Genomic DNA, 25,247 nt, shown 5'->3' with positions numbered 1-25,247 from the left:
GAGTCGCAAGGGTGAAGTGTCGACACTTGCGTATACGAGGCCCGACTGGGGGAGGCTCGATCAGGGAACCCGCCGCCGGGTCACGTCTCCAGGTTGACGACCCGGCAGGCGAGCTGGACGGCCAGGCGCTGGTCGGGGTCGTCGAGGTCGACCGAGAGCTGGTGCCGGATCCGCGCCACACGGTTGACGACGGTGTTGCGGTGCACGCCGAGCACGTCGGCGGTGACGGTCGGCGACGATTCGTTGTCCAGGTACGTCTCCAGGGTCCGCAGCAGCTCTTCGTCGCGGTCGACGGCCAGGAGCGGGCGCAGCAGGGTGGTGGCGAAGGTGGCGAACTCCTGCGAGGCGTACCAGCCGAAGAGGATGCGCTGCATGCCCATCTCGTCGATGTGCTGGACCGCGGTGCGGGTTCCGCCGGCCTGGACGATGGTGGTCGCCTCCTGCGCCTCCGCAAGGCTCTTCTTCAACCCGCCGATCCCCGCGTACGGCCGACCGATCCCTGCGTACACCCGCATCCCCGTGCGTCCCGCGACGAAGGCCCGCAGGACGGCACCGACGGACTGGGTGGTCTGGCGGTAGGAGGTCGCGGGCGGTTCGACGTCGGAGGTCGTCCAGGTCGTCCAGCCGTTCGGTCGCTCCACGATGTGGGCGCCGAGGCCCAGCTGCGCGAGCCGGTGCTGAAGCTCGTCGGTGAGCGCGAGCAGACGCTGCTGGTCGGGCTCGCCCGCCACCTGGATGTGCAGGGCGGTGCACCAGCCGTCGACCTTCCAGCCGAGGGTGCCGATCTGCTGCACCAGCCCGGTCGAGGGGGACTCCGACAGGGCGATGATCGCGTTGAGTATGCCGAGCCGGAAGCGGGCGTCGCGTTCCCGCTCCAGGCGCTCCGAGATCAGCCGCGTCGCGAGGTAGCTGCCGGCGAGGCGCAGGCCCGTGCCCGCGACCCTGAGCCACATCGCGGTCGGTGCGGTGCGCTCGGTGACGATCCAGAACGTCGGCTGCTCCCCGGGAACCAGGGCGATCGGCTGGGCGATCCGCACGGCGTCGCCCACGGACCTGGTGGTCTGGACCGGCAGCCGGTCGCCGTCCGGCAACGGCGGGTCCAGCTCGACACCGGCGAGCGCGCCGCCTTCGAAACCGATCAACGACGAGCGGCTGTCCAGGACGGCGTCGAGCGCATGGAGCACGCTTTCGGCGCCCTGCTTGGGGGAGAGGTGCCCAAGGCGGTCGATGAGGTCCATCAGCAGACCGGCGAGATGGCGGGTGGGGGCGTGTATCTGCTCGCGCAGCTGGTCGCAGAGGATGGCCAGCTCGCCGTCCACGGTGACCAGGGCGATGCCGAGCTTGTCGGAGAGGCGGCGGCTGGCCAGGCCGATCTCGGTGGCCGGGCGGGGGACGAGGAGCATGGCGGCGCCGCTCTCCTCGGCCGAGCGCAGCGCGAAGTCCACGCAGTAGGTGTCCGTCGCGAGCCGGGCACCGTCGATCACGAGGACGGTGCCCGGCTCACTGGTCGGGGCGACACGGTCACGGGGAGCGATCCGGACACCGGTGACCGTCCGGCCGGCGCCGGAACGGCCGGCGATCAGCCGCGCGCCGGCCAGGGCCGGTAGTTCCAGGAGTTGGCGGACGGACACTTCGTCGGCCTTCGTCCCCCAGACGTCGTTCATCCGGACAGTCTGCACGACCGCGCTGCGCGCGCCGTGCGGGGAGTCAGCGCAGGTGGGCGGCGAGGAACTCGATCAGGTTGGTCCCGGCGACCCGTGCGGCGACCGTCGTGCCCAGACGCCGCCGCACCGCCCGGACGAGATCCGGGAAGTCGGCGGGTCGCTCGAGGCCCCGGGTCGCCGACACCGGGGTCTGCTCGATGAGCAGTCCGGTCAGGACCGGGTCGACGATGTCGGCGACATCGGCGATGAAGTCCGTTCCCAGGCCCACCGAGCCCTCACCGACCACGCCGATCGCGTGCTCGACGTGGTCCACGAAGTGCTCGACGCCGGGCGCCGGCCCGTCGGAGACGAACGGCCCGAAGGCGTTGAGCGCCACGAAACCGCCCGTCTCGGCGAGCACGCCCAGCTGCCGGTCGGAGAGGTTGCGGGGATGCCCGGCCACCGCCCGACACGAGGAGTGCGAGGCGAGGAACGGCCGCTGCGCCACCTCGGCCAGGTGGAAGAACCCCGCCTCGGACAGATGGGAGACGTCCACGACCATGCCCAGCTGCTCCATCCGGCGCACGCTGTCGACGCCGAGCGCGGTCAGCCGGCCTCCGGTGGCGCGCTCCGCCACCCCGTCGGCCATCATCGTGCGGCGGTTCCACGTCAGCGAGCACATCCGCACGCCGAGCCGCCACAGCACGTCCAGGACCTCGACGCTCTGCCCCACGGGCTCGGCGCCCTCGATGGCGAGGAGCAGCGCGATCCGCCCGTCCGAGAGCGCCCGCCCCAGCTCCGCGCCGGTCTCGACGATGACGACGTCGTCCCGATGCAGCTCGGCGAACCGGCGCGCCTCCTCCAGCAACAGCAGACAGCGGCGCAGCGCGCCTTCCCCGACGAACTGCTCCTCGGTGCACACCGGCAGTACTTGCAGGGCCACCCCGCCATCCCTGAGCTGCGGCAACCAGAAGTCCCCGAACGGGTCGCGGTGGCCGCGTTCACGCAGGTGCCGGACGGCCAGCAGGAGATCGTTGTGGCAGTCCGCCACCGGCACCGTGCCCATGCTCAGCTCCGTCATCGCCGGGCCTCCCCAGGGGGAGCGGTCACGATCTCGTGCAGGCCCGTGCCGTCGTGGTAGAGGTGCGCCTCGACGATACGGCCGCCGCGTGCCGTGAGGACGGAGCAGCCCGCGACGTCCAGCGGGGCCACGCCCGAACCGGGTGCCGGACGTCCGGTCATGCGCCACCGGACCGTACCGCGCTCGCCGGCGTCGATCACCTCCACCACCTCGCGCCGGTAGTCGGGATAGGTGCACAGCAGCCGGTCCATCGCCGCAGCGTCGTCCTCGGCCGACGACACCGCGGGCCGGCCGTTGACCGTGGCCCGCAGCTCCGCCGCGACCAGGGCGGCCATCGCGGCGAGGTCCCGCGCGTTCTCCGCGGCGTTGTACGCCAGCCACGTCTGGCAGGCGGTGCGCCCGCCGGTCGTGTCGCTCATCCGCCGCCTCACCGGTCCAGCGGCCCGGCGGCCTTGACCTGGACCCGGCACGCCCGGCCGGGCACATAGGTCAGGGGCACCTCGGCCAGTGAGGTGATGTGCACCTTACGCGGGTCGGCGCCGGACCGCACCGCCGCGTCGACGGCCAGGCTCCGCGCCTCGTCCAGGCAGGCCTCGCGGCCACGACCTTCGTAGCGGTAGACGCGGTCGATGGAGCCGGAGGCCTCGGCGATGGCGGCGCCGAAGGCGTTGGCCACGGCGTGGTTCTCCGGCCGGATGACCTCGCTGGCGCCGGCGACCCGGTCCGGCACCAGGTGCGAGCCGCCGCCCACCGCGATCAGCGGAAGGCTCTGCCGGCTGGCCTTCAGCCGCTCCGTCATGATCCCGATCTGGTCATCCACCCAGGCCAGTGCCCGATCGACCAGCTGCCGGTCGAGACCGTCCAGCCGCGCGGCGTCCCCGAAGCCGTGCAGCCGACCGGCGGCCACCGAGACGTCCGACAACGTGAGGGTGGAGCCGCCCCGCACCAGGGCCTCGGTCAGCACCCGGTAGCCGACCGAGTCGGGCCCGACCGCGACGCCGCCGGCCCGATCGGTGTCGGGGCGCACCACGGTGCCACCGCCGAGCCCGACCGAGATCAGGTCGGGCATCCTGAAGTTGGTGCGCACCCCGCCGACCTCGACCGCCGCCGTCGACTCGCGGGGGAAGCCGTCCACCAGGATGCCGACGTCGGCCGAGGTGCCGCCCACGTCGATGACGAGCGCGTCGGACAGGCCCGCCAGCGAGCAGGCGCCCCGCATCGAGTTGGTCGGACCCGAGCCGAGCGTGAGCACCGGGAACCGGACCGCCTCGTCCGACGACATCAGGGTGCCGTCGTTCTGGGTGAGGAAGGAGTCGACGGCCAGACCGTTCTCGCGCAGCGCGGAGTGGAAGCCGGCCACGACGTTGCGCGCCACACCGAGGAGCGAGGAGTTGAGGATGGTGGCGTTCTCGCGTTCCAGGAGCCCGAGGGCGCCCACCCGGTGGCTGAGCGAGACGGGGAAGTCGGCGCCGAGCTCCTCGGCCAGGATCTCGGCGGCCCGCAGTTCGTGGTCGTGACTGGCGGGCGAGAACGGTCCGGAGACCGCGACCGCGGCGATGTGCGGGGCGCACTCGGTCGCGAAGGCGCGCACCGCGTCCTCGTCGAGCGGGGAGATCTCCGCACCGTCGTACTCGTTGCCGCCCTTGACGATCGCCGCTTTGTGGATGATCGCCCGATGCAGGTCGGCGGGCCACGCGGCACCCGGCCGCACTCCCGTGGACGCCGGCGCGGCCAGCCTCAGCACGGCGACCTTCTCCAGGTCCCGGCGTTGGATGATCGCGTTGGCGGGGTGCGTGGTGCCCAGCATGGCCTGGGTGATCTCGGCGGCGTCCACCCCCTGCACCACCTTGGCCAACGACTGGCGGATCCCGTCGAACGGGTCCGGCGTGGTGGCCGACTTCGTGGTCGCCACGACCCTGCCGTCGTCGTCCACGATGACGGCATCGGTGTTGGTGCCGCCCACGTCGATACCGATGCGCAGGCTCATCGGGCCCCTCCCAGGTTCACATAGTCGACGTCGTATCCGAACGCGCGCGGCCCGACCACGTCGAGCATCCCGGGACGGCGCCACTCGGGCGCGCACGGCAGCCCCAGGACCGTGACCCGCTGGCCGTAGGCGAGGGTCTCCGTGGTGATGGGTTCGGCGGTCTCGTGGTCCAGCATGCAGATCAGGTCCGGTGGTGTGACGACGGTCCGCCCGTCCTCGATCGCGAGCAGCAACTCGTTCTGGATCTCGATCCGCATCGTGCGGGAGGGGTCGTCGAACGCCTCCAACACCACGGTGCCGCGGGCGAACCCGGTAGTGGTGCGCCGGTCCACATCGATGATCTTGCCCTGGAAGACGATCGACCCGTCGGTGAGGGAGAAGAAGTCGTGCCAGGCACCGGGCTCGTTGCGCTGGATCGCCCGGAGGTGGCCGCCCACCTCGCTACAGAACCGCATCGATCCGACGATGGCGGCCTCCTTCACCTGGGCGACGGTCATCGGATACGCGGCGAGCGCGTTCGCCAGGCCGAGCATCATCGCCGAGCCGCGCACCAGCCGCTCGCCGACCTGGTTCGAGGTGGTCTCGAACGCGACGCGGTTGCCCTTCTCGTCGGCCAGGCTCATCGGTGAGGCGGACAGGCCGGCCAGGGTGAAGGTGGTCATCTCGACCTGGGGGAAGGCACGCCGCATCCCGTCCGCGTCGATGCACGGCAGTCCCAGCTCGGCCGCGACGGCCAAAGGGATCAACGTGTTCATCCCACCGACCTCGACGGGCATGATCGCATCGATGTCGCGGCCGATGTACGAGGCCAGCGCCTTGACGGCCGCGACGAACTCCGATCCGGACGGGATCTTCTCGATGATCACCGTCGGCGCCCCGATCACGGCGATCGTGACCACCTGTGCGGCGTCGTCCAGCTCCGCCGGGTCCACGATCCGGATCGGGCCGTAGTCCTCGATGGCCTGCTGGGCCAGCAGCTTGGCGATGAACGGATCACCGCCGCCCCCGGTGCCCAGCAACGTGGCCCCGAGCGTCAGATCCTCCAGGTCATCGGTCGTGAGTAGGCGCATGCGGTCTCCGTCGGTCGGTGGTGTTGCCAGGACGCTAGACGGTGCGGCCACACCCGGCCGATGTGCGTCACGCTTCGTCGGAAGCGCGCTGTTGTGCGTTCTGCCCATGTGAGCCGTGCCGCCGAGATCCCACCATGTGCCCATGGACCCCAGGACAGCAGAGCCGCTCCTCCTTCTCGGCCCGTCCGCACTCGATGGGCTCGTCGACCTCGATACCGCCATCGCCACCCAGCGTCGTGCCTTCCTCGCGCTCGGCGCGGGGACCGCCCAGCTGGCGCCACGGGCGCTGCTGCCCGGCGAGGGGGGCTCGGTGGTCTTCTCCTACACCGCCCGGATCTCCCCGGCCGGCAGTCCCGTGGTGAAACTCGGCAGCGTGGTGCCGGAGAACCGGGAGCGCGGTCTGCCCCGGGTCTCGGCCGCCGTCCTGGCGCTCGACCCGGTGACGGGCCGGCCGGCCGCCCTCATCGACGGCGAAGCCGTCACCACGCTGCGCACGGTGGCCGCCAGCATGCTCGCGGCCCAGGCGCTGTCCGGTTCGCCGTCGAAGGCCGCGGTCTTCGGGTCCGGACGGCAGGGCCGCGGGCACGTCAGCGCGCTCGCCCGCCTGTTCGACGTCGAGCAGATCGCCGTGTGCTCCCCCTCCGACACCACCTTGGACGACTTCTCGGCCCGGGTCGCCGCCGAGACCGGCACGCGCGTCCTGCCGTGTCCCTCGGCCGAGGCCGCCGTGACCGGGGCGGACCTGGTCGTCACCTGCACGACCAGCACGCACCCCGTCGTGCGGCGTGCCTGGCTGGCCCCGGGCACGACGCTGATCAGCATCGGAAGCTTCGCCCCCGACCGTCACGAGGTCGGCAGCGACGTCGTGACCGGCTCCCGGGTCATCGTCGACGACGTGGCGACCGCGAGCGTCCAGGCCGGCCCCGTCGCCACCGCACTGGCCGCCGGCGAGATCTCCGAGCAGGCCCTGCTCAGCCTCGGAGACGTGCTGGCAGGCAAGACGCCCGCCCGGCTGCGTGACGACGACATCGTCTACTTCAACAGCGTCGGACTGGGCGTACAGGACGCGGCCTTCGCGGACGAGGTCCTCAAGCGGGCCCGCGCCACGGGAGCAGGTCGCCCCCTTGACTGGTGACCGCCGGCTCCCCCTCGTGCGATTCCCCCCGCTCCCTCGCCCCGGAGGCGCCCGATGAACACCGACGACCTCGCACCATCCCCGTCCGTCCGGTCCGAGGCGCCGACCGTGCAGATCGGTGCGGTCTTCGCCCGGATGCCCCTCACCAGGGTGCACGTCAAGATCGGCATCGCGCTGTTCGTCGCGCTCGCCATCGAGTCATGGGAGATGCTCAGCCTCACCTACGTCTCTTCCGACCTCCGGCACGGCCTGCACATCAGCACCGGCCAGCTGGGTCTGGTGATCTCGGCGCTGTTCCTCGGAATGATCCCCGGCACCCTGGTGTGGGGTGTGATCGCGGACCGGATCGGCCGGCAGCGCACCTGCCTGTACAGCTTCACGAGCTACGGCCTGCTCGCCCTGCTCGGCAGCGCCGCGCCCGACTACCGGACGCTCCTCGTGGCCCGCATGCTGGCCGGTTTCGCCTTCTCCGGGGTCTTCACCATCACGTTCCCCTACTTCGAGGAGCTGCTTCCGGTCCGCAGCCGGGGTCGGGCCGCGGTCTTCCTGGCGGCCGGCTGGCCGGTCGGCACGCTGCTCGCCGTCGGTGCGGCGGTGCTGGTCGGCTCGCACGGCTGGCGGTGGGTGGTGGTGGCGAGCGCGGTGGCGAGCCTGTGGGTGCTGGTGATCCGCAGGTGGGTCCCCGAGTCGCCGTACTGGCTGGCCCGAACAGGACGTTCCGACGAGGCGCACGAGGCGCTCGCCCGGCTCGGAGCCGACGGCATCGACCGGCGAACCGTGCTGGTCGCCCCGGACCTGCCGGCCGGCTCCCTGGCCACCGTGCTGCGTGGCCGGCTGGGACGGGTCACGCTCATCCAGGTCGTCGCCAACTTCCTCTTCTCCTGGGGCTACTGGGGGTTGCAGACCTGGCTGCCCACACTGCTTCAGGACCGCGGCCTGTCGGCCTCGTCGAGCCTGGGCTTCGTCGCGCTGAGCGCGGTGTTCATGTTTCCCGGTTACGCGAGCGCTGCGGTGCTGACCGGGCGGCTGGGGCGCAAGAAGGTCTTCGTCGCGTACGTTCTCGCCGCGGCGCTGGGCGGCTTCTTCTTCGCCCAGGCGCACTCCCTGGCCGAGCTGTACACCGGCATCTTCCTGCTGTCGTTCTTCAGCCTGGGCGCCTGGGGGGTGTGGGACGCCTGGGTCGGCGAGCTGTATCCGTCCCCGGTGCGGGGCGCCGGCTACGGCCTGGGCGTCTTCGGACAGCGTGTCGCCAACACGCTCGCGCCCACCCTGATCGGATTCCTGCTGGCGCATGCGAGCGGTTTCTCCAGCACCGTGCTCTTCATCGACCTCTTCCTGGCGGCCACCGCCCTCCTCGGGCTCGCCCTGCCGGAGACCGAGGGCAAGGAGCTGTCGTGAGCGCACCTCGGTGGGGCGAAGCGGCGTGCGGGTGACTCGGGAACCTCGCGATCCTCGGGATCCTCGCGAACCTCGAGAGTCCGCCTGCGCCGGCGTCAGCCTGCGTCCCGAGCAGGTGGGTGCGGTGGTGGTGCGCGGTGACGAGGTCGTGGCCCTTCCGCCGCTGCCCGGCGGGCCGGCCGAACTCGACGAGGTGTTCCGGCAGGTCGCGGCGGCAGCCGGCCGGGCCGCGGCGGCCGGCCTGGGGAACTCGGGCGGAGGCCCGCGGGAGCCGGGCGGCCCGACCGTGGTGACCGTCGATCTCTCCCGGCTGCTGCTCGATGCGGTCCTGCGGGCCGCACCGCAACCCGAGCAGGTCGCCGCGATACGGATCGTGCCGCGCCCCGCGACCGACCCGGTGCTCGCCCGGCTGCCCGTCGCCCTCCTGGAGCGGCTGATCGGCCGCCGCTACACCGTCGCCGGCGGTCACGACCTGCTCGGCAACGAGCTGTGCCCGCTGGACGGTGACGGTGTGGCGAAGGTCTGCCGGGAGCTGCGGGACGCCGGTGTCCGCCGGATCGCGCTCGTCGCCGCCGGCTCGCAGGTACGGACGCAGCACGAACGCGCCGTGGCGGACGCCGTCCAGGCCGCCCTGCCGGATGCGGTGATCTCGGCGGCGAGCGATCTCGGTGGCCAGGGCCTGGTCGCCCGGGAGGCGACGGTGACGCTGAACTGCGCACTCGGCACGCTCACCGACCGGCTGCTCACCCGCTGCGAGACCGCCCTGGCACGCGTGGCGCCCGGCGCCGTGCTCCGCGTGGCCCGCGGCGACGGCGGACACGGCACGCCCGCGCAGGTCCGCGCCCTCCCGGTGGTCGCGCTCGGGGCCACCGATGCGCTGGAGCTGTGCGGGGCCGCCCACCTCGCGGGCGCCGAGGACTGCCGGGTGGTGCTGCGCCGCGCCGACGGCCCGGTGGCCGGCGATGTACGAAGCGGCCTCGCGGTCGTCCGGCCCGGGGAACTCGCCGGCGTCGGCACCGAGCTGGTCGTGCCCGCGGCGGTACTCGCGCCGGCGCCGACCGCCCCGCCCGTGCCGGCGTCATCCGACGCGGGCCCTGGCCGGGACGGGGACGTCGCGATCGTCTCGCCCGACCGCGACCCGATGCAGCTGGCCTGCGTCGGCGCAGCGGTGAGTCGGCCGATGGCCTGGCTCGACGAGATGGCGTTCATCGAGTCGGCAGCCGGCCTCGAGCGGGTACGCCGCGACGCCGAGCAGCGCGCGACCGCCCTCGTCATGACGGCCGGTGCGGCGCACGGAACGGCGCGGCTCGCCGAGGTCTCCACGGTGGCCATCCCCTACAGCCACCCCGGGGTGGTCCGCGTCCGGGTCCGGGTGGCCGGAACGCCGGGCACCGCCGGAACGCGGAGCACCGCCGGAACGCCGGGCACGGGTACGCCCGTCCCCGGCGTCCCCGGCACGGCGGTGGCACGATGAGCCCGCCGGCGGGGCAGGGGTACGTCGGCGCGATCGCCTCGATCGGGGCGGACGACGTCGCTGCTCTCTACGAGGGAGCCCGGTTCTACTCGCAGGCCGTCGGTGACGCCGACAAGGCCTCCCTCACGGCCTGGCTGACCGGGCTGCTCGACCGCAACGGGCCCGTCACGCTGCGGCGCGTCGAGTCGGTCGCCCGGGACACCCGCTGCATCTCCCTGTGCGTGCTCGGCTCCGGCTCCGCCCTGGCCGACCTGCCGCCAGCGGGCGACGAGTTCGCCCTGGCCGTGCAGCGCATCGAGCAGTTCCAGCAGGTCGCCTTCGGCGCCGTCTATCCGCTCGCCGCCGCGACGCTCAGCGCGCTCGTCCCGGTCGCGGCCGCGTCCCAGCTCGGCGTGCCGCTGCTCGACGCGGACGGCATGGGGCGTACGTTCGCGCTCATCCAGCACACCGCGATGCACCTCGCCGGGGTCCCGCCGACACCGCTGGCCGCCCAGGGGCCGACCGGCGAGGGCGTGCTGATCGAGGCGCCCGGTGCCGGGCGCGCTGACCGCCTGCTGCGCGCCACCGTCGACGCCCTCGGCGGTTGGGCGGCCCTCGCTTCCTATCCCGCCTCGGCAGGCGTGCTCCGGCGCGCCACCCTGCCCGGCACCGTCTCCCGGTTGATCAACGTCGGTCGGTTGCTGCTCGCCCGCAGCGATCCGGACCGGCTGGTCGGCCGGCTCGCCGCGCTCACCGCGTGCCGGCGGATCGGCCGCGGCAGGATCGCCGAACTGGAACACCTCAGCCGCCCCACCGACCTCACCATCCCCGCCCACCCGTCCAGTCTGGTCCTGGACGAGCTCACCGGGCAGCGGCGGCAGTTGCGGATCGAGCTGCGCAGCGAGGTGGTCGCCGTCCTCGCCGACGGCGCGCTCGTCGCGGCGGCCCCCGACGTGGTCTGCCTCGTGGACGTCTCGCGCGGTGAACCGGCCTCGCTGGACAGCCTGGCGCCGGGCGACCTGCTCGATGTGCTGGTCACCCCGGCCGAAGCGCTCTGGTACGCCCCCCAAGCCCTGGCCATGGTCGGCCCCGGATCGCACGGCATCCACCTCGACCACCCACGGCGCCGGTGAAGGCCGACGGAGGGAGGACACCACCAGATGAGGAACCGCACGGCATGAAGCAACAGCGCCCGTCGTCCACGCTTCCGCTCCTGCTGACCGACCTGCTGCGGATCGAGCCGCTCGCCTCGGCCGTGGCCGCCGTGCTGCCCGAGCCGACCCGGCGCGTCGAACAGGTCATCCTGGCCGAGACCTTCGACCGGCTACGGCACAGCACCCCGCACGCGCTGGTCGTCCTGCACGCCGAGGCGGCCACCGGCGGCTGGTCGCTGGCCGCCGCCCTGCATGTCGCGTGGGAGCGCAACGTGTCCGCCCTCGCGGTGCCCCGCTCCGTCTCCAGCCCGTCCAACAGGGCGCTCGCCGAGAGCCTCGGGGTGGCCGTGCTGTTCCTGGACACCGACCCTGTCGCCGTCGCGCTCCGGCTGGCCGGGCAGGTCAGTGCCCCGCAGGCGGCGCGGGCCAGGCAACGGGCCGGGTGCGCCGAACGGCTGGCGAACGAAACCACCCTCCGCGGCGTGCTGGGCGTGCTCAACGACGAACTCGGCACGGCTCCGGTGGCGCTCGTGGTGGACGGCACCGTGCTGGCCGGACGGCCCGCAGCCGTCGAGACCCGCCCCGACGTCGAGCAGGTCTCGGTGGACGTCCACGCGCCGGGCGGGCAGCCCTGGGCGCGCCTGGTCGCCGCAGTGCCGGCCGACGTCCCCGCCGCCGTGCTGCACACGGAGGCGCTGCTGCGGTTGGCGAGGCCCTCGTTGCTGGCCGCGTGGGCACAGACCCGGCTCGACGTGGCCACGCACGCGGCACACGAGCAGGCGGCGTTCGGCCTGCTGCGCCGCCTCGCGGGTGAAACCGCCGCCGGGTCGCCCACCGGCGCCTGCCCGGTCGACGACGTCCCGCCATGGACCACCGAACTGGGCTGGCACGTCGGGGGCGTGAATCGCGCGGTGTGGCTGACACCGCTGCGGGCCCGGCCCGAACCCCCGCCGGAGCTGACCCATCTGGTGCGCGCCGCATGGCAGCGCACCCAGCCGAACTGGCCGCTGGTCACCGAGGACGACGGCTGGATCTCCTGGCAGAGCAACCCGGAAGGCGACGACGCCGGGCCGCTGCGGCGGGCGCTGACCGCCTTCCGTGACACCGCTGCCGCCCATGAACTCGTCATCGGGGTCGGCGGTGCGCACCGGGGCGTGGCCGGCCTGATGCGTTCCGTGGCAGAGGCCCGGCTGGCCGCCCACGTGGCGCGGGAGTCCGGGACGGTGCGGGTCCAGTGGCTGGACCAGGTCGGTCCGAAGGCGGCGTTGGCCTGGCTGCCGACGGCCGAGATCGCCCGGGTGGCCGCCCTGTGCCTGCCCGAGCTGACCGGCGCGCGTGATCGCGTGACCCTGGTCGACACCGCCCGCGCGGTCCTCGACCACGGCGGCTCCCTCAGCCAGGCCTCCCGGCGCCTCGGCGTGCACCGCAACACCGTTCTCGCTCGCCTGGCACGCGCACGCCACCTCGGCCTGGCGTACGACGATCCGGAACAGCGGCTCGCGCTGCACCTGCTGTGCTACGCCCTGGGCACGCTGTGGCAACGACCGGCGTCCCCGGACGAAGGCCCGGTGGCACCGGACCAGGGCCAGACCTGACGGACCCGGGGACGCCGGGGGAGTGGCAGCCGCGCGTCGCGACCCGGCAGGGCCGGCCGCGCGGCTGCCACCCGGCGCCCGACCTACTCGGCGAAGCCGTACCGCCTGCGTGCCGCATCGGCCGTCACGTAGCGGTCGAGGATGTCCGCGCGCACGGCATCCGTGGAGCGCTCGAGCGGGTCGCCGTAACCGCCGCCTCCGCCCGCCGCGCACCGCACGACGTCACCCTTCTTCAGACGCAGGCCGTTGGCCTTGAGCACCATGCGCTCGTCCGGGCGGCCCGGGTTGATGACGACCTCGGGTCCGACCGCGTCATCGCCCCCGAACAGGCCCCAGGCAGGCTGCCGGGAGCGCTCGAACCACAGGGACACCGACAGGTCGGTCTGCGCCTGGTACGTCCGGATCACCCCGTTCCCGCCGCGCCAGCGGCCCGCGCCGCCGGAGTCGGGGCGGATCCGGTACTCGGTGATCAGCCAGGGGTAGCGCGTCTCGTGCACCTCGATGGGGATGTCCTTCAAGGAGCCGTTGACATTGTTGATCAGCGCACTCTCACCGTCCGAGCCGTCCCAGGCGCCCCATCCGCCCAGCGTCGCCTCCAGGCTGACGAACTCGCGGTTCACCCGCGGGTCCACGCCCGAGGTGAGGATGATCATCGAGTCGCCGTGGCTCGCGCCGGCCACCCGGTCCGGCAGCGCCGGAGCGAGCGCCCGCGCCACCATGTCGATGAGCAGCCCGAGGTGCGAGAAGTACCACTGGCACGCCGCGGGCGACCTCGCCCCGAGCACCGACCCCTCGCGCACCTGCGTGGTCATCGAGCGGAACGAGCCTCCGTTGCCGGCCAGATCCGGGCTGATCAGCAGCTTGTACCCGACCCGGAGCGCGGAGACCGCCTGGGAGACCCCGCAGTTGACAGGACCCACCGTCTGATCCGCGGACTGCGTGACGTCGAAGTCGATGTCCTCGCCGGACACGGTGATCCTGAGCCGGATCGGCACGGGCGTGTCCAGGTCGACACCGTCGTTGTCGAGCACTCCCTCGGCGGCGTAGACGCCGTCCGGGAGCTGCGCGATCATCCGCCGTTCCAGCGACTCGGTCTGCCGGAAGATCTCGTCGCGCGCCTGCTCCAACGTGTCGAGACCGAACCGCTCGACGACCTCCCGGAGCCGCTTCTCGCCCATCTTGATGCAGGCGATCATCGCGTGCATGTCGCCCGTGGTCGGATACGGAAAACGGACGTTGGTGGCGATGGTGTCGATCACCGCACGCTCGTCCACCCCACCGGAGACCAGCTTCTGCGGCCCGAGCCGCAGCCCCTCCTGGAAGATCGTCACCGAGTCCATCGAGCCACCCGGATCCTTGGAGCCCACGTCGATCCAGTGCGCGCGCGACGCGGTGAACCCGACCAGCGTGTCGCCGACGAACACCGGCCCGAAGATCGTCACGTCGTTCAGGTGCGTACCGCCCAGGTAGCTGTCGTTGAGGATCCACACGTCGCCCGGCTGCCATACGGCACGGCCGAATTGCTCCTCGGTCGCGCGGGTGCACGTCTCCAGGTTCCCCAGGAAGATCGGCAGGCCCGCCGACTGCCCGAGCACCTGGTGGTCGGCGTCGAGCAGCGCGACGACACAGTCGCCGCACTCGTAGATGATCGGCGTGTAGGCCGAGCGGATCAGGGTGGCGTTCATGTCGTCGGCGGCCGAGTTCAGCGCGTTGCGGATGATCTCGACGGTCACCGGGTCGACGCCCGCGGCGGTGCTCTGCGCCGCGGTCGTTTCCGGAGCGGTGCCCTGGTCGGTGGCGGTGGAGGTCACTTCTGTTCCTTCCCACGGATGATCAGCGAGCCGTGGCCGTCGACGCGCACCGAGAACTGCGGCGGCACGACGGTGGTGGCGGTGGACTCGACGATGACCGCCGGCCCTTCGAAGGCGTGCCCGGCCAGCAGGTCGTCGCGGCTGACGACCACGGTGTCCCGGGCCGCCCCGTCGAACACGACCTGGCGGACCCGGTGCGGGAACTCCGCGCTCTCGGCCGTCGGCCACGGTTGCGGCGCAAGCCGGCCGAGGTCGCCGAACGCGGCGGTGCGCAGCGTCACGAACTCGATGGGCGCACCGGGATTGGCGTGCCCGTACCGCGACTCGTGCAGGTCGGCGAAGCGCTCCGCGACCGTCTTCAGGAACCCGGGTTCGGCGGGCTCGTCCGCATCCCGCAGCGGAACGGTGAGCGTGTACTCCTGCGCGGCGTAGCGGATGTCGACGGAGTGCGTCGCACTGCGCTGCCCCAGGCCGACCCCTTCGTGCGACAGCGCGTTGCGGCCGGTCTCCTCCATGCGGTGCAGCACGGCGGCCATGTCCGAGCCGTCGAGGTCGACGTCGAGGAAGAAGTACGGCTCGGTGTAGTCCTGCCGGATCCGGGTCTGCAACATGCCCCACGCCGAGAACGCGCCGGGGAAGCGCGGCACGATCGTCTCGGCGATGCCCAGCTCCCGGGCCAGGAACGCGGCATGCATCGGGCCCGCTCCGCCGAAGGCGACCAGGGCGGAGTCGCGCGGCTCGATGCCGCGGGACACCGTGATGGTGCGGATCGCCTGCGCCATCTTCGAGTTGGCGACGTCGCACATGCCCTCCGCCATCGCCACCGGCGCCAGTTCGAGCTGCTCGCCCAGGCCCGCCACCGCCGCGGTGGCCAGGTCGGTGTCCAGGGTCAACTGGCCGCCGGCGAAGCCTTCGGGGTCGATCCGGCCGAGTACCAGGTTGGCGTCGGTGACCGTCGGCTCGGTGCCGCCGCGTGCGTAGCAGGCCGGCCCGGGGTGCGCGCCGGCCGAGCGCGGACCCACCCGCAGGCCGCCCGCCTCGATCCAGGCGACCGAGCCACCGCCCGCGCCCACCGTGTGGATGTTCACCACGCTCATCAGCATCGGCAGCCCCTCGAGCTGGGCTTCGGCCGACACGTCCGGTTCGCCGTCGACGATCAGCGAGACGTCGAAGGACGTGCCGCCCATGTCGACGCCGATCAGGTTCGGGCGGCCGGTCCGCCGGGACAGCTCGCTACAGGCGATGGCGCCGCCCACCGGTCCGGACAGCAGTGTCTGTAGGGGACGCTGCCGTGCGGAACGGGCGGTGAGGATTCCGCCGGAGGACTGCATGACGTGCAACGGGACCGTCAGCCCCTGGTCGTTGAGGCGTTGTTCGAGGTCGATGAGGTAGCGGCGCACGATCGGTCCCGTGTAGCTCTCCACGACCGCCGACGAGGTGCGCTCGTACTCGCGCCACTCCTTGGCCGACTCGTGCGACAGCGACACCGTGAAGTCCTCGCCGAGCTCCGCCAGCAGGATCTCCCGGGCGCGCAGTTCGTGCGCGGGATTCTTGTAGCTGAACAGGAAGGCCACGGCGATGGCCCCGTGCCCGCGTTCGCGTGCCACCCGGGCGGCGTCCCGAACGGCCTGCTCGTCGAGCGGTTCGAGTTCGCTGCCGTCGGCGGTGAGCCGGCCGCCGATGCCGAGCACGTCCCGGCGCGGGACCAGCGGCGTCGGCTTGCGGTAGTGCAGGTCGTACAGTCGGGTCCGTGGCCCGCGCGCGATGTGGTAGCTGTCCTCGACGCCGTCCGTGGCGAGCAGCAGGACGGAGACGCCCCTGCGTTCCAGGAACGCGTTGAGTCCCTGGGTCGTGCCGTGGACGAGGAAGTCGATGTCCGACGGTTGCTGGACCATCGAGCCGAGGCCCGCGAGCACGCCGTCACTGAGGTTCCCCGGCGTCGTCGACGCCTTGGTCGCCTGGAACTCCCCGGTCTCGTCGTCGTACGTGACCACATCGGTGAAGGTGCCACCGATATCCATTGAGACTCTGTGTCGAGCCATGAGCTCTCCCATCGGTTCGCGACGATGGGCCGCAAGCTATGGGCACCGGTGCGGGATCCCCTGTGCTCCGCGCACGATCGTCGTTCCTTTCGCACGTGCGGAGAGCACGAGGCGCTCCGAGGGGGACCGGCAGACTTCGGGACACCGGTCGGGCAGGCCCCGCCGGACAGGCAGTGATCACCGGAGGTGCCATGCCGACGACCGACGCCCCACCGCCAGCCGATCGTGTCGTAGCGGACTGGGACACCCGTATCGAGGCCGCCATCGCTGCGCTGACCAGCGCTGACGGTCCGGTCGTGGTGACCGCGCTCGAACCGGACGCCACCGCCGACCGCACTGTCTGCTTCACCTACCACGAGACGGCACCGGCGTGCCCGGCCGACGCATGGCTGCCCTTTGGTGGCGAGCATGGCGAACTGTGGGCCGACGGACCCACGCTGTGGGTGGGGCTCGGCTGCACGGCGGGCGCATCTGCGGAGAGCGCACGCCGCGCGGCGGCCGTGGCCGGGGCGGCTGACCGCCGGCACGGTCGCCCTCCGCTTCCCGCAGGAGGCGCCGACCCGGCTGGTGGGGGCGCTGGTCGACGGGTTGGCGAGCGCGTTGCCCGACGCAGTCGCGTTGCCCGACGCCGTCGCACGGTCCGCCACGAGCGATGCGCGGTCCGCCACGGGCACACGCTCCGATGTCGGTGCGGTCCGGCTGCTCGTCGACCGGGCGTTGCTGGGTGCCGCCGAGGAGGGGCTGCTCGCGGCGGACGTGGTTCGCCTGGCCCGGCTTCTCGTCTCCGCACCGGCCAATGTGGTGACGCCGGCACGGGCAGCCGCCTGGTCGGCCGGCGTGGCTCGGCGTACCGGGCTCACCTGCTCGGTGCTGGGGCCCGAGCAGGTCCGTGCGGACGGTTTCGGCGCGCTCGGTGCGATCGGCGCCGGGTCGGTGAACGGGCCGCACCTGGTCTGCCTCGACCACATCGTGTCCGCCGACGCCCCCACGCTCAGCCTGGTCGGCAAGGGCATCACCTTCGACAGCGGCGGCCTGTCCCTGAAGCCGCCCGCGGCGATGCAGGGGATGCGGATGGACATGGCGGGTGCGGCGGCCGTCCTGGCGGTGATGGCGGGGCTGCGCCGGGCCGGGTGCGCCGTCAACGTGCACGCCGTGTTGCCGTTCGCGGAGAACCTGCCCGGTCCCGGGAGCGTGCGCCCCGGCGATGTGGTCACCGCGTGGAACGGCACGCGCATCCAGATTCTCGACACCGACTTCGAGGGCCGTGTCGTGCTCGCCGACGCCCTGGCGCTGGCGGCTTCTCGCTCACCCGATCTGGTCGTCGACCTCGCAACCCTCACCTATCAGGCCGAGATTGCGCTCGGCCCCGACATCGGCGCCGTCATGGGCCCCGATGGTGATGCCGCCGACGTGCTCGTCCGGGCCGCGACGGAGACCGGTGAGCCGATGTGGCGGCTGCCGTGGGCCGAACGCTACCTGGACCAGGTCCGCACGCCCTTCGGCGTCCGCAACCACCCGCTTCGTGACACCGGGCGGGCCCTGACCGCCGCTCTTTTCCTCGGCGAGTTCGTCCCCCGCACCGTCCCCTGGGTGCACTGCGACATCTCCGGCCCGGCCTGGCGTGGTACCCCTTCCGACGACGGCGCCACCGGTTTCGGCGCCCGCACTCTCCTCCGCCTTGCAACGGGGCCGGAGGATCGGCTGGGGCAGGCGATTCCCTAGCCGCCCCTTGTCCTTCCTCGATCAATTAGGCCCGGTGATGCCGCGTGGTGCCCGTGTTCGGTGGTCCGATGCGCTCAGTATCGGGCGTCGTACTGCGGAAACTGGTCCCCGCGCGGGTCGGGGACGTCGGATCCGGGGCGGCCGGGCGCGTCGGGGGCGCCGGGGCGGTCGGGGGAGTCCTGGGATGTGGCCGAGGTGGCCGAGGTGGCCGAGGTGGTCGATGTGGTCGGGGGAGGCGTGGGTGAGGTCGCCGGTGCGGTCAGCCGGGCCGTGATGACCAGGGTGCCCTCCTCGATCTGGTAGTCCAGCGGCAGGCCGAGGCCGCGCATGGCGGCGATCACGCCGGTGTTCGACGTCGTGGTGACCGCGTAGACGTTCGCGCTGCCCGCCTCGGCGGCCATCGAGACCAACCGGCCGAGCAGTTCGCCGCCGATGCCGCGGCCTTGCCACTCGTCCTCCACGATCAGCGCGACCTCCGACTCGTCGCCGTCCCACATCAGGTGCCCGAGCGCCACGATCCGCCCCGATGCCGTCTGGGCGGCGAGGGTGCGCCCGAAACGGGGGCTCAGCAGGTGCGGGAGGTAGCGGTCCGCGTCGCCCACCGGGCCGTGATACCGCAGGTCGAGGGTGCCTGCCGAGCAGCGTCGGTGCATCTCCTTGGCGGCGTCGAGGTCGGCCGTGTCGGCGCGGCGCACGGTGACGGCCGCGCCGCGCGGCAGTGTCAGCACGTCCCGGCCGTCCGGCAGCCGGGGGCCCAACTGCGCGTCCAGCTCGACCAGGGCCCGGGCCCGTGCGAACTCGGCCGGGGTGAACGGCAGATAGGGCCGCTCCACCGTGATCATTCCTCCTTCGGGCGCACACAGGTGCATGACGGTGCCTTCGAGGACACCGTCCATGGGTGCGTCGGTGGCCCGGCCGGTGTGCGCGGGCAGCGAACGGATGGTGCAGCGCCCCAGCAGCCGGCGCAGGGCCAGCGGCAGTTCGGCCGGGTCCAGTGCGGTGCGGATGGCGAGGTCGAGCATCCGTGTGGGGGTGTCCACCAGATCGTGGGCGTCGGCCCGCTCGACCCAGGTGTCGCTGCCGCCCACGTCGGAGACGGTCCTGCTGAGGTCCGCCCCGGACAGCTCGGCCGGCACCCGCAGCAGGAACTCGTCGACGGTGCCCTCGGCCAGCGGATGCGTTTGCAGGCTGAGGATGTCGATGCCGTGCTGTGCCATGGCGGTGCACAGCACGGCCAGCGACCCCGGGATGTCCCGCACCGTGGTGCGCAGCCGCCAGAGTGTGGTGCGGGCGGCGGCATCGGCGGAATCGGCCATGGCGGCGCCCGGTGCGGTGGCGTCCGGCGCGGGGGCGCCCGGTCCGGCGGCGGCGTGGGAGGCAACGGTGTGGGACGCACGGGTGGCCGCCGGCGGGTCCGCGCGCGGTGGGGCATGGCTGTGGCGCCGTGCCCACCAGGTGTGGAACCCGGCGGTGATGAGGAGCAGCGCTGCGTTGGAGATCAGCAGGACGGGCCCCTCGGGCCCGTGGCCGACGAGGTTCGCCACGACGTCGGCGACGGCGACGGCGGTGAACAGCGCCGCCAGCTCGACGAGGTCGCGGCGCCAGTGGTGGACGGGAGGACGGTGGGCGGAATGACCGTGTTGCGCATGCGTCACATCAGACATGTCTGGACTCATACTGCCACTCTGTACAACTGGTATTGCCGAGTTACAAACGGTTCGTGACCAGTACGTAAAGCCGTCTTCCGTGCATTGGGTGCGGCCCGGTCGCCGTCGCCGGTCGGATGCCTGCCGGGTGGATTCCTGGCACCGCGTCGCTGCGTGCGCCGGGTGCATCTCCGGGCGTGCAGCCCGCCCGGGGTCTGCTTGCGCCCGGGTGTGTGCCGGTGTGCGTCCAGCCTCGTTGAACCTCGCCACCGCATCGGTGACCCCCCGATCCCCCGTGGATCCCCCGTCTGTGACCCAGTATCCCCTTTAACGTGTACTTGCGGTGTCGTGTTCCCCCGCTCGGGACGTCTTCTCTGACGCACCTCTTACGCGTTCTTTCCTTACGCGCCGTCAGCCCTGCCATTCGCCCGGGACTTCGACTTCGTTCGGAAGGACGAGCCGGGGCTCGTACGTTGACGCTCGGGGTGGCGCTGCTGCCGGCGGGTGGCCACATGCACCGAGCGCCGGCGTTCAGGGTCGAACGCCGGCGCTCGCCACTGTCCGGCGCAGCCGTGCGGCGGGTGCCGTGGGCCGCTCGGGTCAGGCGTAGAAGTTGCGCTGCCACCGGTGCTCGGCCAGCACGGCGAGTTGGTCGGCGGTCAGCAGGCGGCCATCGCTGAGGGCCGTGTTGCGTTCGACGTTGCGCACGGTGCGCATGCCGGGGATGACGGTGGAGACGGCCGGCGACGACAGGACGAACCGCAGCGCGTGTTCGGCGATCTCGTCGGGTGCGATACCGAGGTCGTCGACGATGGCGGCGACCCGTCGCTCGACCTGTGCCGGGCGGTCCCCCCGGAAGTAGTGGTTGCGGAAGTCACCCTCGGGGAACGTGATGCCGGGGGTGATCCGGCCGGTGAGACCGCCCTCGTCCAGTGCCACCCGCACGATCACCCCGACGCCGTGTTCCGCGCACGCCGGTAGCAGTTCCTCCGCCGGTGACTGGTCGAAGACGTTGTAGATGACCTGCACGCTGTCGACGGCGCCGCTGCGCACGAGGGCGAGGGCGTTGGCGGGCTGGTGGTCGTTGACGGACACCCCGAACAGGCGGATCTTGCCCTCCTGTTTCAGGGCGTCGATCGTCTCCAGCCAGTCACCGCGGCCCATCCACTCGTCGCTCCAGACGTGGAACTGGAGCACGTCGAAGTGGTCCAGGCCGCTGGCGCGCAGACTGGTCTCCAGGCTTGCGCGGATATGCGCTCCGGGGAACGTCTCGGCCGGGTCGAGACCGTCGGGCGCCGGCCAGACGCCGTTCTTCGGTGGCACCTTGGTCGCCACCCGCACCTCGTCGCCGGTGCGCTCCCGCAGCACACGGCCGACGATCCGCTCGCTCTCGCCGTAACCGCGGGCGGTGTCGATGAAGTTCACGCCCAGGTCGATGGCGCGGTGCAGGGCGGCCACGGACTCGTCCTCGGCGGCGCCCTTCCAACCGGACTCACCGATGCCCCACGCGCCGTAGCCGATCTCGGACACGGACATCTTGCTGCGTCCCAGCTCGCGATAGCGCACCAGCAACCTCCAGGCAGATCGTCGTCCCCGTCCTGGCCACGCCGGGCCGGACCGCGGGGACGACCGCGCGGGGCCGGACCGGCGCCAGGACCTCGTTGACGATAGGCGACCTGCGGGGCCGGGAACAGGGGGCGGGGCCGGTCGCCGGACCGGGAAGCCACTGGTCATCGGCCCGATCCCCGAGGGGCCACCTGGCCCCGCTGGGAGCCGGCCCGCCGCTGGCCACCTGGGCGGTCGTCCCCGACGGCACGCGGTGTGCCTAGGATGGTCGGCGTGGACCTCACCGCTGTGCGCACCTTCGTCGCCGCAGCGGACGCGGGACGGTTCCAGGACGCCGCCGCGCATCTGTCGATCACCCAGCAGGCCGTCTCCAAGCGCATCGCCGTTCTGGAGAGGGACCTCGGGGTGCGGTTGTTCAGCCGTACGCCGCGCGGTGCGCAGCTGACCGTCGACGGCCAGGCGTTCCTGCCGCACGCCCGCAACCTTCTCTTGGCCGAGGAGCGTGCAGCCGCCTCCGTGCGGCCCGGCAGGCGCCCCCTGCGGGTCGACGTGATCCGCCGGCGGATCGCGCCGGCAGGCCTGCTGCGTGGCTTCCACCGCACGCATCCCGACATCGAACTCGACGTCGTGACCCTCTTCGACGCCGACGCGGCCGTCGCCGCCGTGCACTCCGGCACGATTGACGCCACCTTCCGCGCCGTCACCATGCCCGGACGGCAGCTCCCCGACGGCATCGAGGCCACACCGGTCTTCGACGAGCCCCTCCAACTGTTCACCGGCCCCGCCCACCGGTTCGCCACCGCCCGCGCGATCAACCCCGCCCAGCTCGCCGGAGAGCGGATCTGGATGCCGGGCAACACCCCGGGAACCGAGTGGGGCGCCTACTACGACGCCTTCGCCGCCGCCTTCGGGTTCACCCTGGACACCATCGGGCCCAACTTCGGGCTGGAGTCCCTCATCGACACCATCGCGGACTCCGCAACCCTGGCCACCTTCCTCAGCGAGCAGACCCCGCTCGTCTGGCCCACCGGGCACGATCTGCGGCGCGTCCCCCTGCACGACCCGACCCCGGTCTACCCCCACTCACTCGTCTGGCACGCCGACAACCGTCACCCCGGCCTCGCCGCGCTCCGCACCCACCTCGCCGCCACCCGCCCCGCCGCCCCGGACGGCGCACTCTGGACACCGCCCTGGGCGCAGCGCCCGGAAGCGGTGGCCGGTGCGGTGGACGCGCGGGGTGCGCGGTCGTCCGCCGGCCCGTAACGGGTGCGGCGAGTGTTGCACCACGGCCCGGTGTGCCCGGAGAGAGCGGCGGTTCCGAGCTCGGCGACCCGCGCGGGTCAGGCCGTGCGGCCCGTGAGGGCGTTCTGTAGGCGGCGGGCCTGGGTGACCAGCTGTGACGAGCCACGGCGAGCCGCGACCTCGGCTATCTCGGGTATGCCGCCGCGTGCCCCGGAGCGCTCGGCGCACTCCGCGGCCACCGCCAGCAGAGCACCGAGGCCGGCGACGGGCGAGGCGCCCGGCGCCGCCCGCCCGGCCAGCAGCGGCGCGAGCGCCTCGCGCAGCACCGACCAGAGCAGGGCCCAGGCCCCCGTGCCGGCGGCCGTACGTGCCGAGTCCGTGAGCCGACCCGGCAGGAGCACCCCCCGGTCCAGCAGCGACCCCAGGGAGGAACCGAGCAACCGGGCGTCGAGCTGCTCCCGGGCCGCCAGCATCAGGAGCGCGTCGACGGCCGCCAGCCGATACTCGGCGTGCCGTGCGCACAGACCGTAGGCGAGCGACAGGTGCACGGCGTCCCCCGCCGGCCCTTCCGCCTCCGCCAGCCGCGGCAGATACCCGGGCACGGCGCCTGCATGGCGCACGGTGTGGGTGACGTGACTCAGCAGGCGTGCCGCGACCAGCTCCCGATGCCCGGGCACGACGGCCAGCCAGTGCGGGGCCGGCGAGGGGTCCCAATGCGTGCAACGAGCCCGCGAGGACACCGGCTGCGCCAGCGGCTGGAACGGCCGGGGAAAACCCGTCAGGTCCGCCGGCAGCACCGGCGGCTCCAACAGGGTCCAGCCCTCTTCCGTGTACCGCACCGCCGGCGGCGGCGCCGGCTCGTCCAGGGCGAGCCACGCGGCGAGCCGGTCACCCTCCGCGGTGCCGAGGGCGGCGGCCGCGGCCCGGGCACCTGCCGCATCCGTGCGGTCCGCCCGAAGCAGCGCCTGCGCGAAGTCGCACGGCCCGGGCCGCACCCCCAGTCGGTGGTAGGCGGCCAGCCGGGTCACCAGCTCACCGGCGTCCAACCGGCCCGACTCCCAGGTGGGGGTGGCCAGCAGGAACGGCAGCGGCTCGGTGCGTATCCGGTACGCCACCTCCCACAAGCGAGCGTCGACCACTCCGGCCAGTGCGCCGTGCTCGCACAGGTGATCGGTGGTGTGCGGCTGGAGCGCCTCGTGCAGGGTCTGCGTCCGGACGGCGCCGAACAGCGTGGCGAGCACCACGTCGATGCCTCCCGAGAGCGCGCGGAAGCGGGTGTCCGGCGCGACATGACGAGGATCGACGGTTCGCCACCAGCGCCGCGCCACCACCGGGGCCAGCGCGTCGACGAGTCCCTCCCGGTCGGCACGGGCGCGCCGGACCAGGCCGTCGAGCACGGTCTCGAACGCCGCCATGTCCTCCTCCGGCGAGGCCAGCAGGACCGAGACGTCCTCCACGACCTGCGCCTCGGACTCCGGCGTCGGCGCAAGGCGGCGCAGCTCGGGAGGCGGCGGCAGGACGTCCGCATACGCCCCGAGGGGCGCCGCCTCCACCGCGACACCCAGCGTCCCCGCCGCACCCGAGCGCAATCCCGGGCTCAACTGCTCCACGGCCGAGGCGATCTCGCCCCGGGCATCGCCTGCCGTGTCCAGGTGGCGGGTGACGAGCTTCAGGGCGCGCTCCTGCACAGCGGTGTCCTCGTGTCCGAAGACGCCTGCCACGACGGGGAGCAGTGTCGGCGCGTGGGTCGGCTCGCGCCGCAGTACCTTGCCCAGCAGCACCAACTGCGCCCGTACCAGCTTCTTCTCCGGCCGGAACAGCACGGCCTCCGACACCTCGGCCAGCCGCCCGACCGTCAGCTCACCGTCCAGAGCGAGACGGGCGAGCACGGACTGGGCGTAGCCGGCGGCGGTGGAGACGCCGTCGGCGGCCAGCGCCGCCCAGCCCGTCAGCCGCTCACGCTCTTCGGAACGGGTCGGCGCCAGGGTCCTGAGCAGGCGGAGGAACGCCCGCTGATCGACGACGGACCCCCCGCGCAACAGCCGGGCGACACAGCCGTCCAGCATCGCCGGGCGGTTGAGGACGCCCTCTTCGGTGAGGCGGGCGATGCTGCCCGCCCAGCTGTTCGGTCCCTCTGCGGGACACCATGCCAGGCTGGCGCCGACGTCCGCCGTGACGAAGAGCGCGGCCACGAGCCGTGGGGTGTGCGGATCCTGCCGCAAGCGGTCCGCCAGGGTGTCCTGATGCTGCCACAGCGAACTCATGTGCTGCACCCAGCCCGTCACGAACGCCCTGGTCGTGGGCGGTTCACCGGCTGCCATGCGGATCAGGCCCGCCATCAGGCCGTAGTCCACCTGCGTGCTGGGCGGCCGCGCCGCGAGCCGGTGGGCCAGCTCGCCCAGCCAGGTCGGGGGGCGTCGGCTCAGCACGTCGAGCAGGGCCCGGGTGGGCGCCTGGCGCGACCGCATGTCGGCGCCCGTGAGCCAGGTGGCCGACGCGGCGGCTCCGGTGTGGCAGACGGCGCCCGCGGCGTGCAGGGCCGGGTAGCTGCGCAGGGCACGTGGGTGCCAGGGCTCCGGACGCAGCTTCTTGCGCAGCTCCCGCAGCGCGGGCAGACAGGCCCGGCACTCCGCGTCCGTCATCTCACCGAGCAGCGCCGTCACCTGCGGCAAGCGCCCCGCCTCCACCGCCCGTAGCAACGC

Annotated in this window: 17 protein-coding genes; 7 read left to right on the top strand and 10 right to left on the bottom strand. The window is 72.8% G+C overall.

Features of this window, described 5'->3' with window-relative positions; all coding sequences use genetic code 11:
* Positions 1-80 precede the first annotated feature (80 nt).
* From NQO67_RS31995 to NQO67_RS31975, 5 genes are read right to left on the bottom strand one after another with little or no spacing between them, the layout of a single operon-like run.
* Positions 81-1,664, bottom strand: coding sequence for a helix-turn-helix domain-containing protein (locus NQO67_RS31995; RefSeq protein ID WP_255953847.1), 1,584 nt, complete (start codon positions 1,662-1,664; stop codon positions 81-83).
* 43 nt (positions 1,665-1,707) lie between these two features.
* A complete protein-coding gene (locus tag NQO67_RS31990) occupies positions 1,708-2,724 on the bottom strand; it encodes a dipeptidase (protein WP_255953846.1) in 1,017 nt (338 codons plus the stop codon).
* Positions 2,721-3,143: a nuclear transport factor 2 family protein gene (locus NQO67_RS31985; RefSeq protein WP_255953845.1), complete on the bottom strand. Its 423-nt coding sequence runs from the start codon at positions 3,141-3,143 to the stop codon at positions 2,721-2,723. Before NQO67_RS31985 ends, NQO67_RS31990 begins: the two co-directional genes overlap by 4 nt.
* 8 nt (positions 3,144-3,151) lie before the next feature.
* On the bottom strand, positions 3,152-4,711 hold the full coding sequence (locus tag NQO67_RS31980) for a hydantoinase/oxoprolinase N-terminal domain-containing protein (RefSeq protein ID WP_255953844.1): 1,560 nt from the start codon (positions 4,709-4,711) through the stop codon (positions 3,152-3,154).
* Positions 4,708-5,781: an S-methyl thiohydantoin desulfurase family protein gene (locus NQO67_RS31975; protein WP_255953843.1), complete on the bottom strand. Its 1,074-nt coding sequence runs from the start codon at positions 5,779-5,781 to the stop codon at positions 4,708-4,710. Before NQO67_RS31975 ends, NQO67_RS31980 begins: the two co-directional genes overlap by 4 nt.
* Before the next feature lie 142 nt (positions 5,782-5,923).
* On the opposite strand from NQO67_RS31975, the gene NQO67_RS31970 reads away from it, so the two are divergent.
* The 5 genes from NQO67_RS31970 to NQO67_RS31950 all read left to right on the top strand — a co-directional run bounded on the left by NQO67_RS31970 (position 5,924) and on the right by NQO67_RS31950 (position 12,516).
* Positions 5,924-6,916, top strand: coding sequence for an ornithine cyclodeaminase family protein (locus tag NQO67_RS31970; RefSeq protein WP_255953842.1), 993 nt, complete (start codon positions 5,924-5,926; stop codon positions 6,914-6,916).
* A gap of 54 nt (positions 6,917-6,970) precedes the next feature.
* On the top strand, positions 6,971-8,314 hold the full coding sequence (locus tag NQO67_RS31965) for an MFS transporter (protein WP_255953841.1): 1,344 nt from the start codon (positions 6,971-6,973) through the stop codon (positions 8,312-8,314).
* Between the two features lie 124 nt (positions 8,315-8,438).
* On the top strand, positions 8,439-9,788 hold the full coding sequence (locus NQO67_RS31960) for a hydantoinase/oxoprolinase N-terminal domain-containing protein (RefSeq protein ID WP_255953840.1): 1,350 nt from the start codon (positions 8,439-8,441) through the stop codon (positions 9,786-9,788).
* The gene (locus NQO67_RS31955) at positions 9,785-10,900 is read left to right on the top strand and encodes an S-methyl thiohydantoin desulfurase family protein (RefSeq protein ID WP_255953839.1); all 1,116 of its coding nucleotides are present in this window, start codon (positions 9,785-9,787) and stop codon (positions 10,898-10,900) included. Before NQO67_RS31960 ends, NQO67_RS31955 begins: the two co-directional genes overlap by 4 nt.
* Before the next feature lie 44 nt (positions 10,901-10,944).
* The gene (locus NQO67_RS31950; RefSeq protein ID WP_255953838.1) at positions 10,945-12,516 is read left to right on the top strand and encodes a PucR family transcriptional regulator; all 1,572 of its coding nucleotides are present in this window, start codon (positions 10,945-10,947) and stop codon (positions 12,514-12,516) included.
* 83 nt (positions 12,517-12,599) lie between these two features.
* Here the strand turns inward: NQO67_RS31950 and NQO67_RS31945 are convergent, their stop codons facing one another.
* Both NQO67_RS31945 and NQO67_RS31940 read right to left on the bottom strand, forming a co-directional pair.
* Positions 12,600-14,327, bottom strand: coding sequence for a hydantoinase B/oxoprolinase family protein (locus tag NQO67_RS31945; RefSeq protein WP_255953837.1), 1,728 nt, complete (start codon positions 14,325-14,327; stop codon positions 12,600-12,602).
* On the bottom strand, positions 14,324-16,348 hold the full coding sequence (locus NQO67_RS31940) for a hydantoinase/oxoprolinase family protein (protein WP_255953836.1): 2,025 nt from the start codon (positions 16,346-16,348) through the stop codon (positions 14,324-14,326). The genes NQO67_RS31945 and NQO67_RS31940 overlap by 4 nt, the downstream gene beginning before the upstream one ends.
* Before the next feature lie 429 nt (positions 16,349-16,777).
* Here NQO67_RS31940 and NQO67_RS31935 point away from each other — a divergent pair, with 429 nt between their 5' ends.
* Positions 16,778-18,091 carry a M17 family metallopeptidase gene (locus NQO67_RS31935; protein WP_255953835.1) on the top strand — a complete coding sequence of 438 codons (1,314 nt, stop codon included), beginning with the start codon at positions 16,778-16,780 and terminating at the stop codon, positions 18,089-18,091.
* A gap of 74 nt (positions 18,092-18,165) precedes the next feature.
* On the opposite strand, the gene NQO67_RS31930 is transcribed toward NQO67_RS31935, so the two are convergent.
* Both NQO67_RS31930 and NQO67_RS31925 read right to left on the bottom strand, forming a co-directional pair.
* On the bottom strand, positions 18,166-19,755 hold the full coding sequence (locus NQO67_RS31930) for a GNAT family N-acetyltransferase (RefSeq protein ID WP_255953834.1): 1,590 nt from the start codon (positions 19,753-19,755) through the stop codon (positions 18,166-18,168).
* Positions 19,756-20,337: 582 nt separating this feature from the next.
* Positions 20,338-21,303: an aldo/keto reductase gene (locus NQO67_RS31925; protein WP_255953833.1), complete on the bottom strand. Its 966-nt coding sequence runs from the start codon at positions 21,301-21,303 to the stop codon at positions 20,338-20,340.
* 273 nt (positions 21,304-21,576) lie between these two features.
* Here NQO67_RS31925 and NQO67_RS31920 point away from each other — a divergent pair, with 273 nt between their 5' ends.
* A complete protein-coding gene (locus NQO67_RS31920; RefSeq protein WP_255953832.1) occupies positions 21,577-22,566 on the top strand; it encodes a LysR family transcriptional regulator in 990 nt (329 codons plus the stop codon).
* 77 nt (positions 22,567-22,643) lie between these two features.
* Here the strand turns inward: NQO67_RS31920 and NQO67_RS31915 are convergent, their stop codons facing one another.
* Positions 22,644-25,208, bottom strand: coding sequence for a DUF7824 domain-containing protein (locus tag NQO67_RS31915; protein ID WP_308295721.1), 2,565 nt, complete (start codon positions 25,206-25,208; stop codon positions 22,644-22,646).
* Positions 25,209-25,247: the final 39 nt, after the last annotated feature.

The sequence above is a fragment of the Streptomyces odontomachi genome (genome assembly GCF_024435355.1).
Lineage (GTDB): Bacteria > Actinomycetota > Actinomycetes > Streptomycetales > Streptomycetaceae > Streptomyces > Streptomyces odontomachi.
Note: the sequence above shows the minus strand (reverse complement) of the source record. Positions and strands in the feature narration are given on the sequence as shown.

Bases quoted from the DNA above. Each gene is read 5' to 3' on its own strand.
- NQO67_RS31935 (WP_255953835.1), top strand. From the start codon at position 16,778: ATGGCGAACTGTGGGCCGACGGACCCACGCTGTGGGTGGGGCTCGGCT.
- NQO67_RS31985 (WP_255953845.1), bottom strand. From the start codon at position 3,143: ATGAGCGACACGACCGGCGGGCGCACCGCCTGCCAGACGTGGCTGGCG.
- NQO67_RS31965 (WP_255953841.1), top strand. From the start codon at position 6,971: ATGAACACCGACGACCTCGCACCATCCCCGTCCGTCCGGTCCGAGGCG.
- NQO67_RS31970 (WP_255953842.1), top strand. From the start codon at position 5,924: ATGGACCCCAGGACAGCAGAGCCGCTCCTCCTTCTCGGCCCGTCCGCA.
- NQO67_RS31930 (WP_255953834.1), bottom strand. From the start codon at position 19,755: ATGTCTGATGTGACGCATGCGCAACACGGTCATTCCGCCCACCGTCCT.
- NQO67_RS31940 (WP_255953836.1), bottom strand. From the start codon at position 16,348: ATGGATATCGGTGGCACCTTCACCGATGTGGTCACGTACGACGACGAG.
- NQO67_RS31975 (WP_255953843.1), bottom strand. From the start codon at position 5,781: ATGCGCCTACTCACGACCGATGACCTGGAGGATCTGACGCTCGGGGCC.
- NQO67_RS31980 (WP_255953844.1), bottom strand. From the start codon at position 4,711: ATGAGCCTGCGCATCGGTATCGACGTGGGCGGCACCAACACCGATGCC.
- NQO67_RS31955 (WP_255953839.1), top strand. From the start codon at position 9,785: ATGAGCCCGCCGGCGGGGCAGGGGTACGTCGGCGCGATCGCCTCGATC.
- NQO67_RS31995 (WP_255953847.1), bottom strand. From the start codon at position 1,664: ATGAACGACGTCTGGGGGACGAAGGCCGACGAAGTGTCCGTCCGCCAA.
- NQO67_RS31950 (WP_255953838.1), top strand. From the start codon at position 10,945: ATGAAGCAACAGCGCCCGTCGTCCACGCTTCCGCTCCTGCTGACCGAC.
- NQO67_RS31990 (WP_255953846.1), bottom strand. From the start codon at position 2,724: ATGACGGAGCTGAGCATGGGCACGGTGCCGGTGGCGGACTGCCACAAC.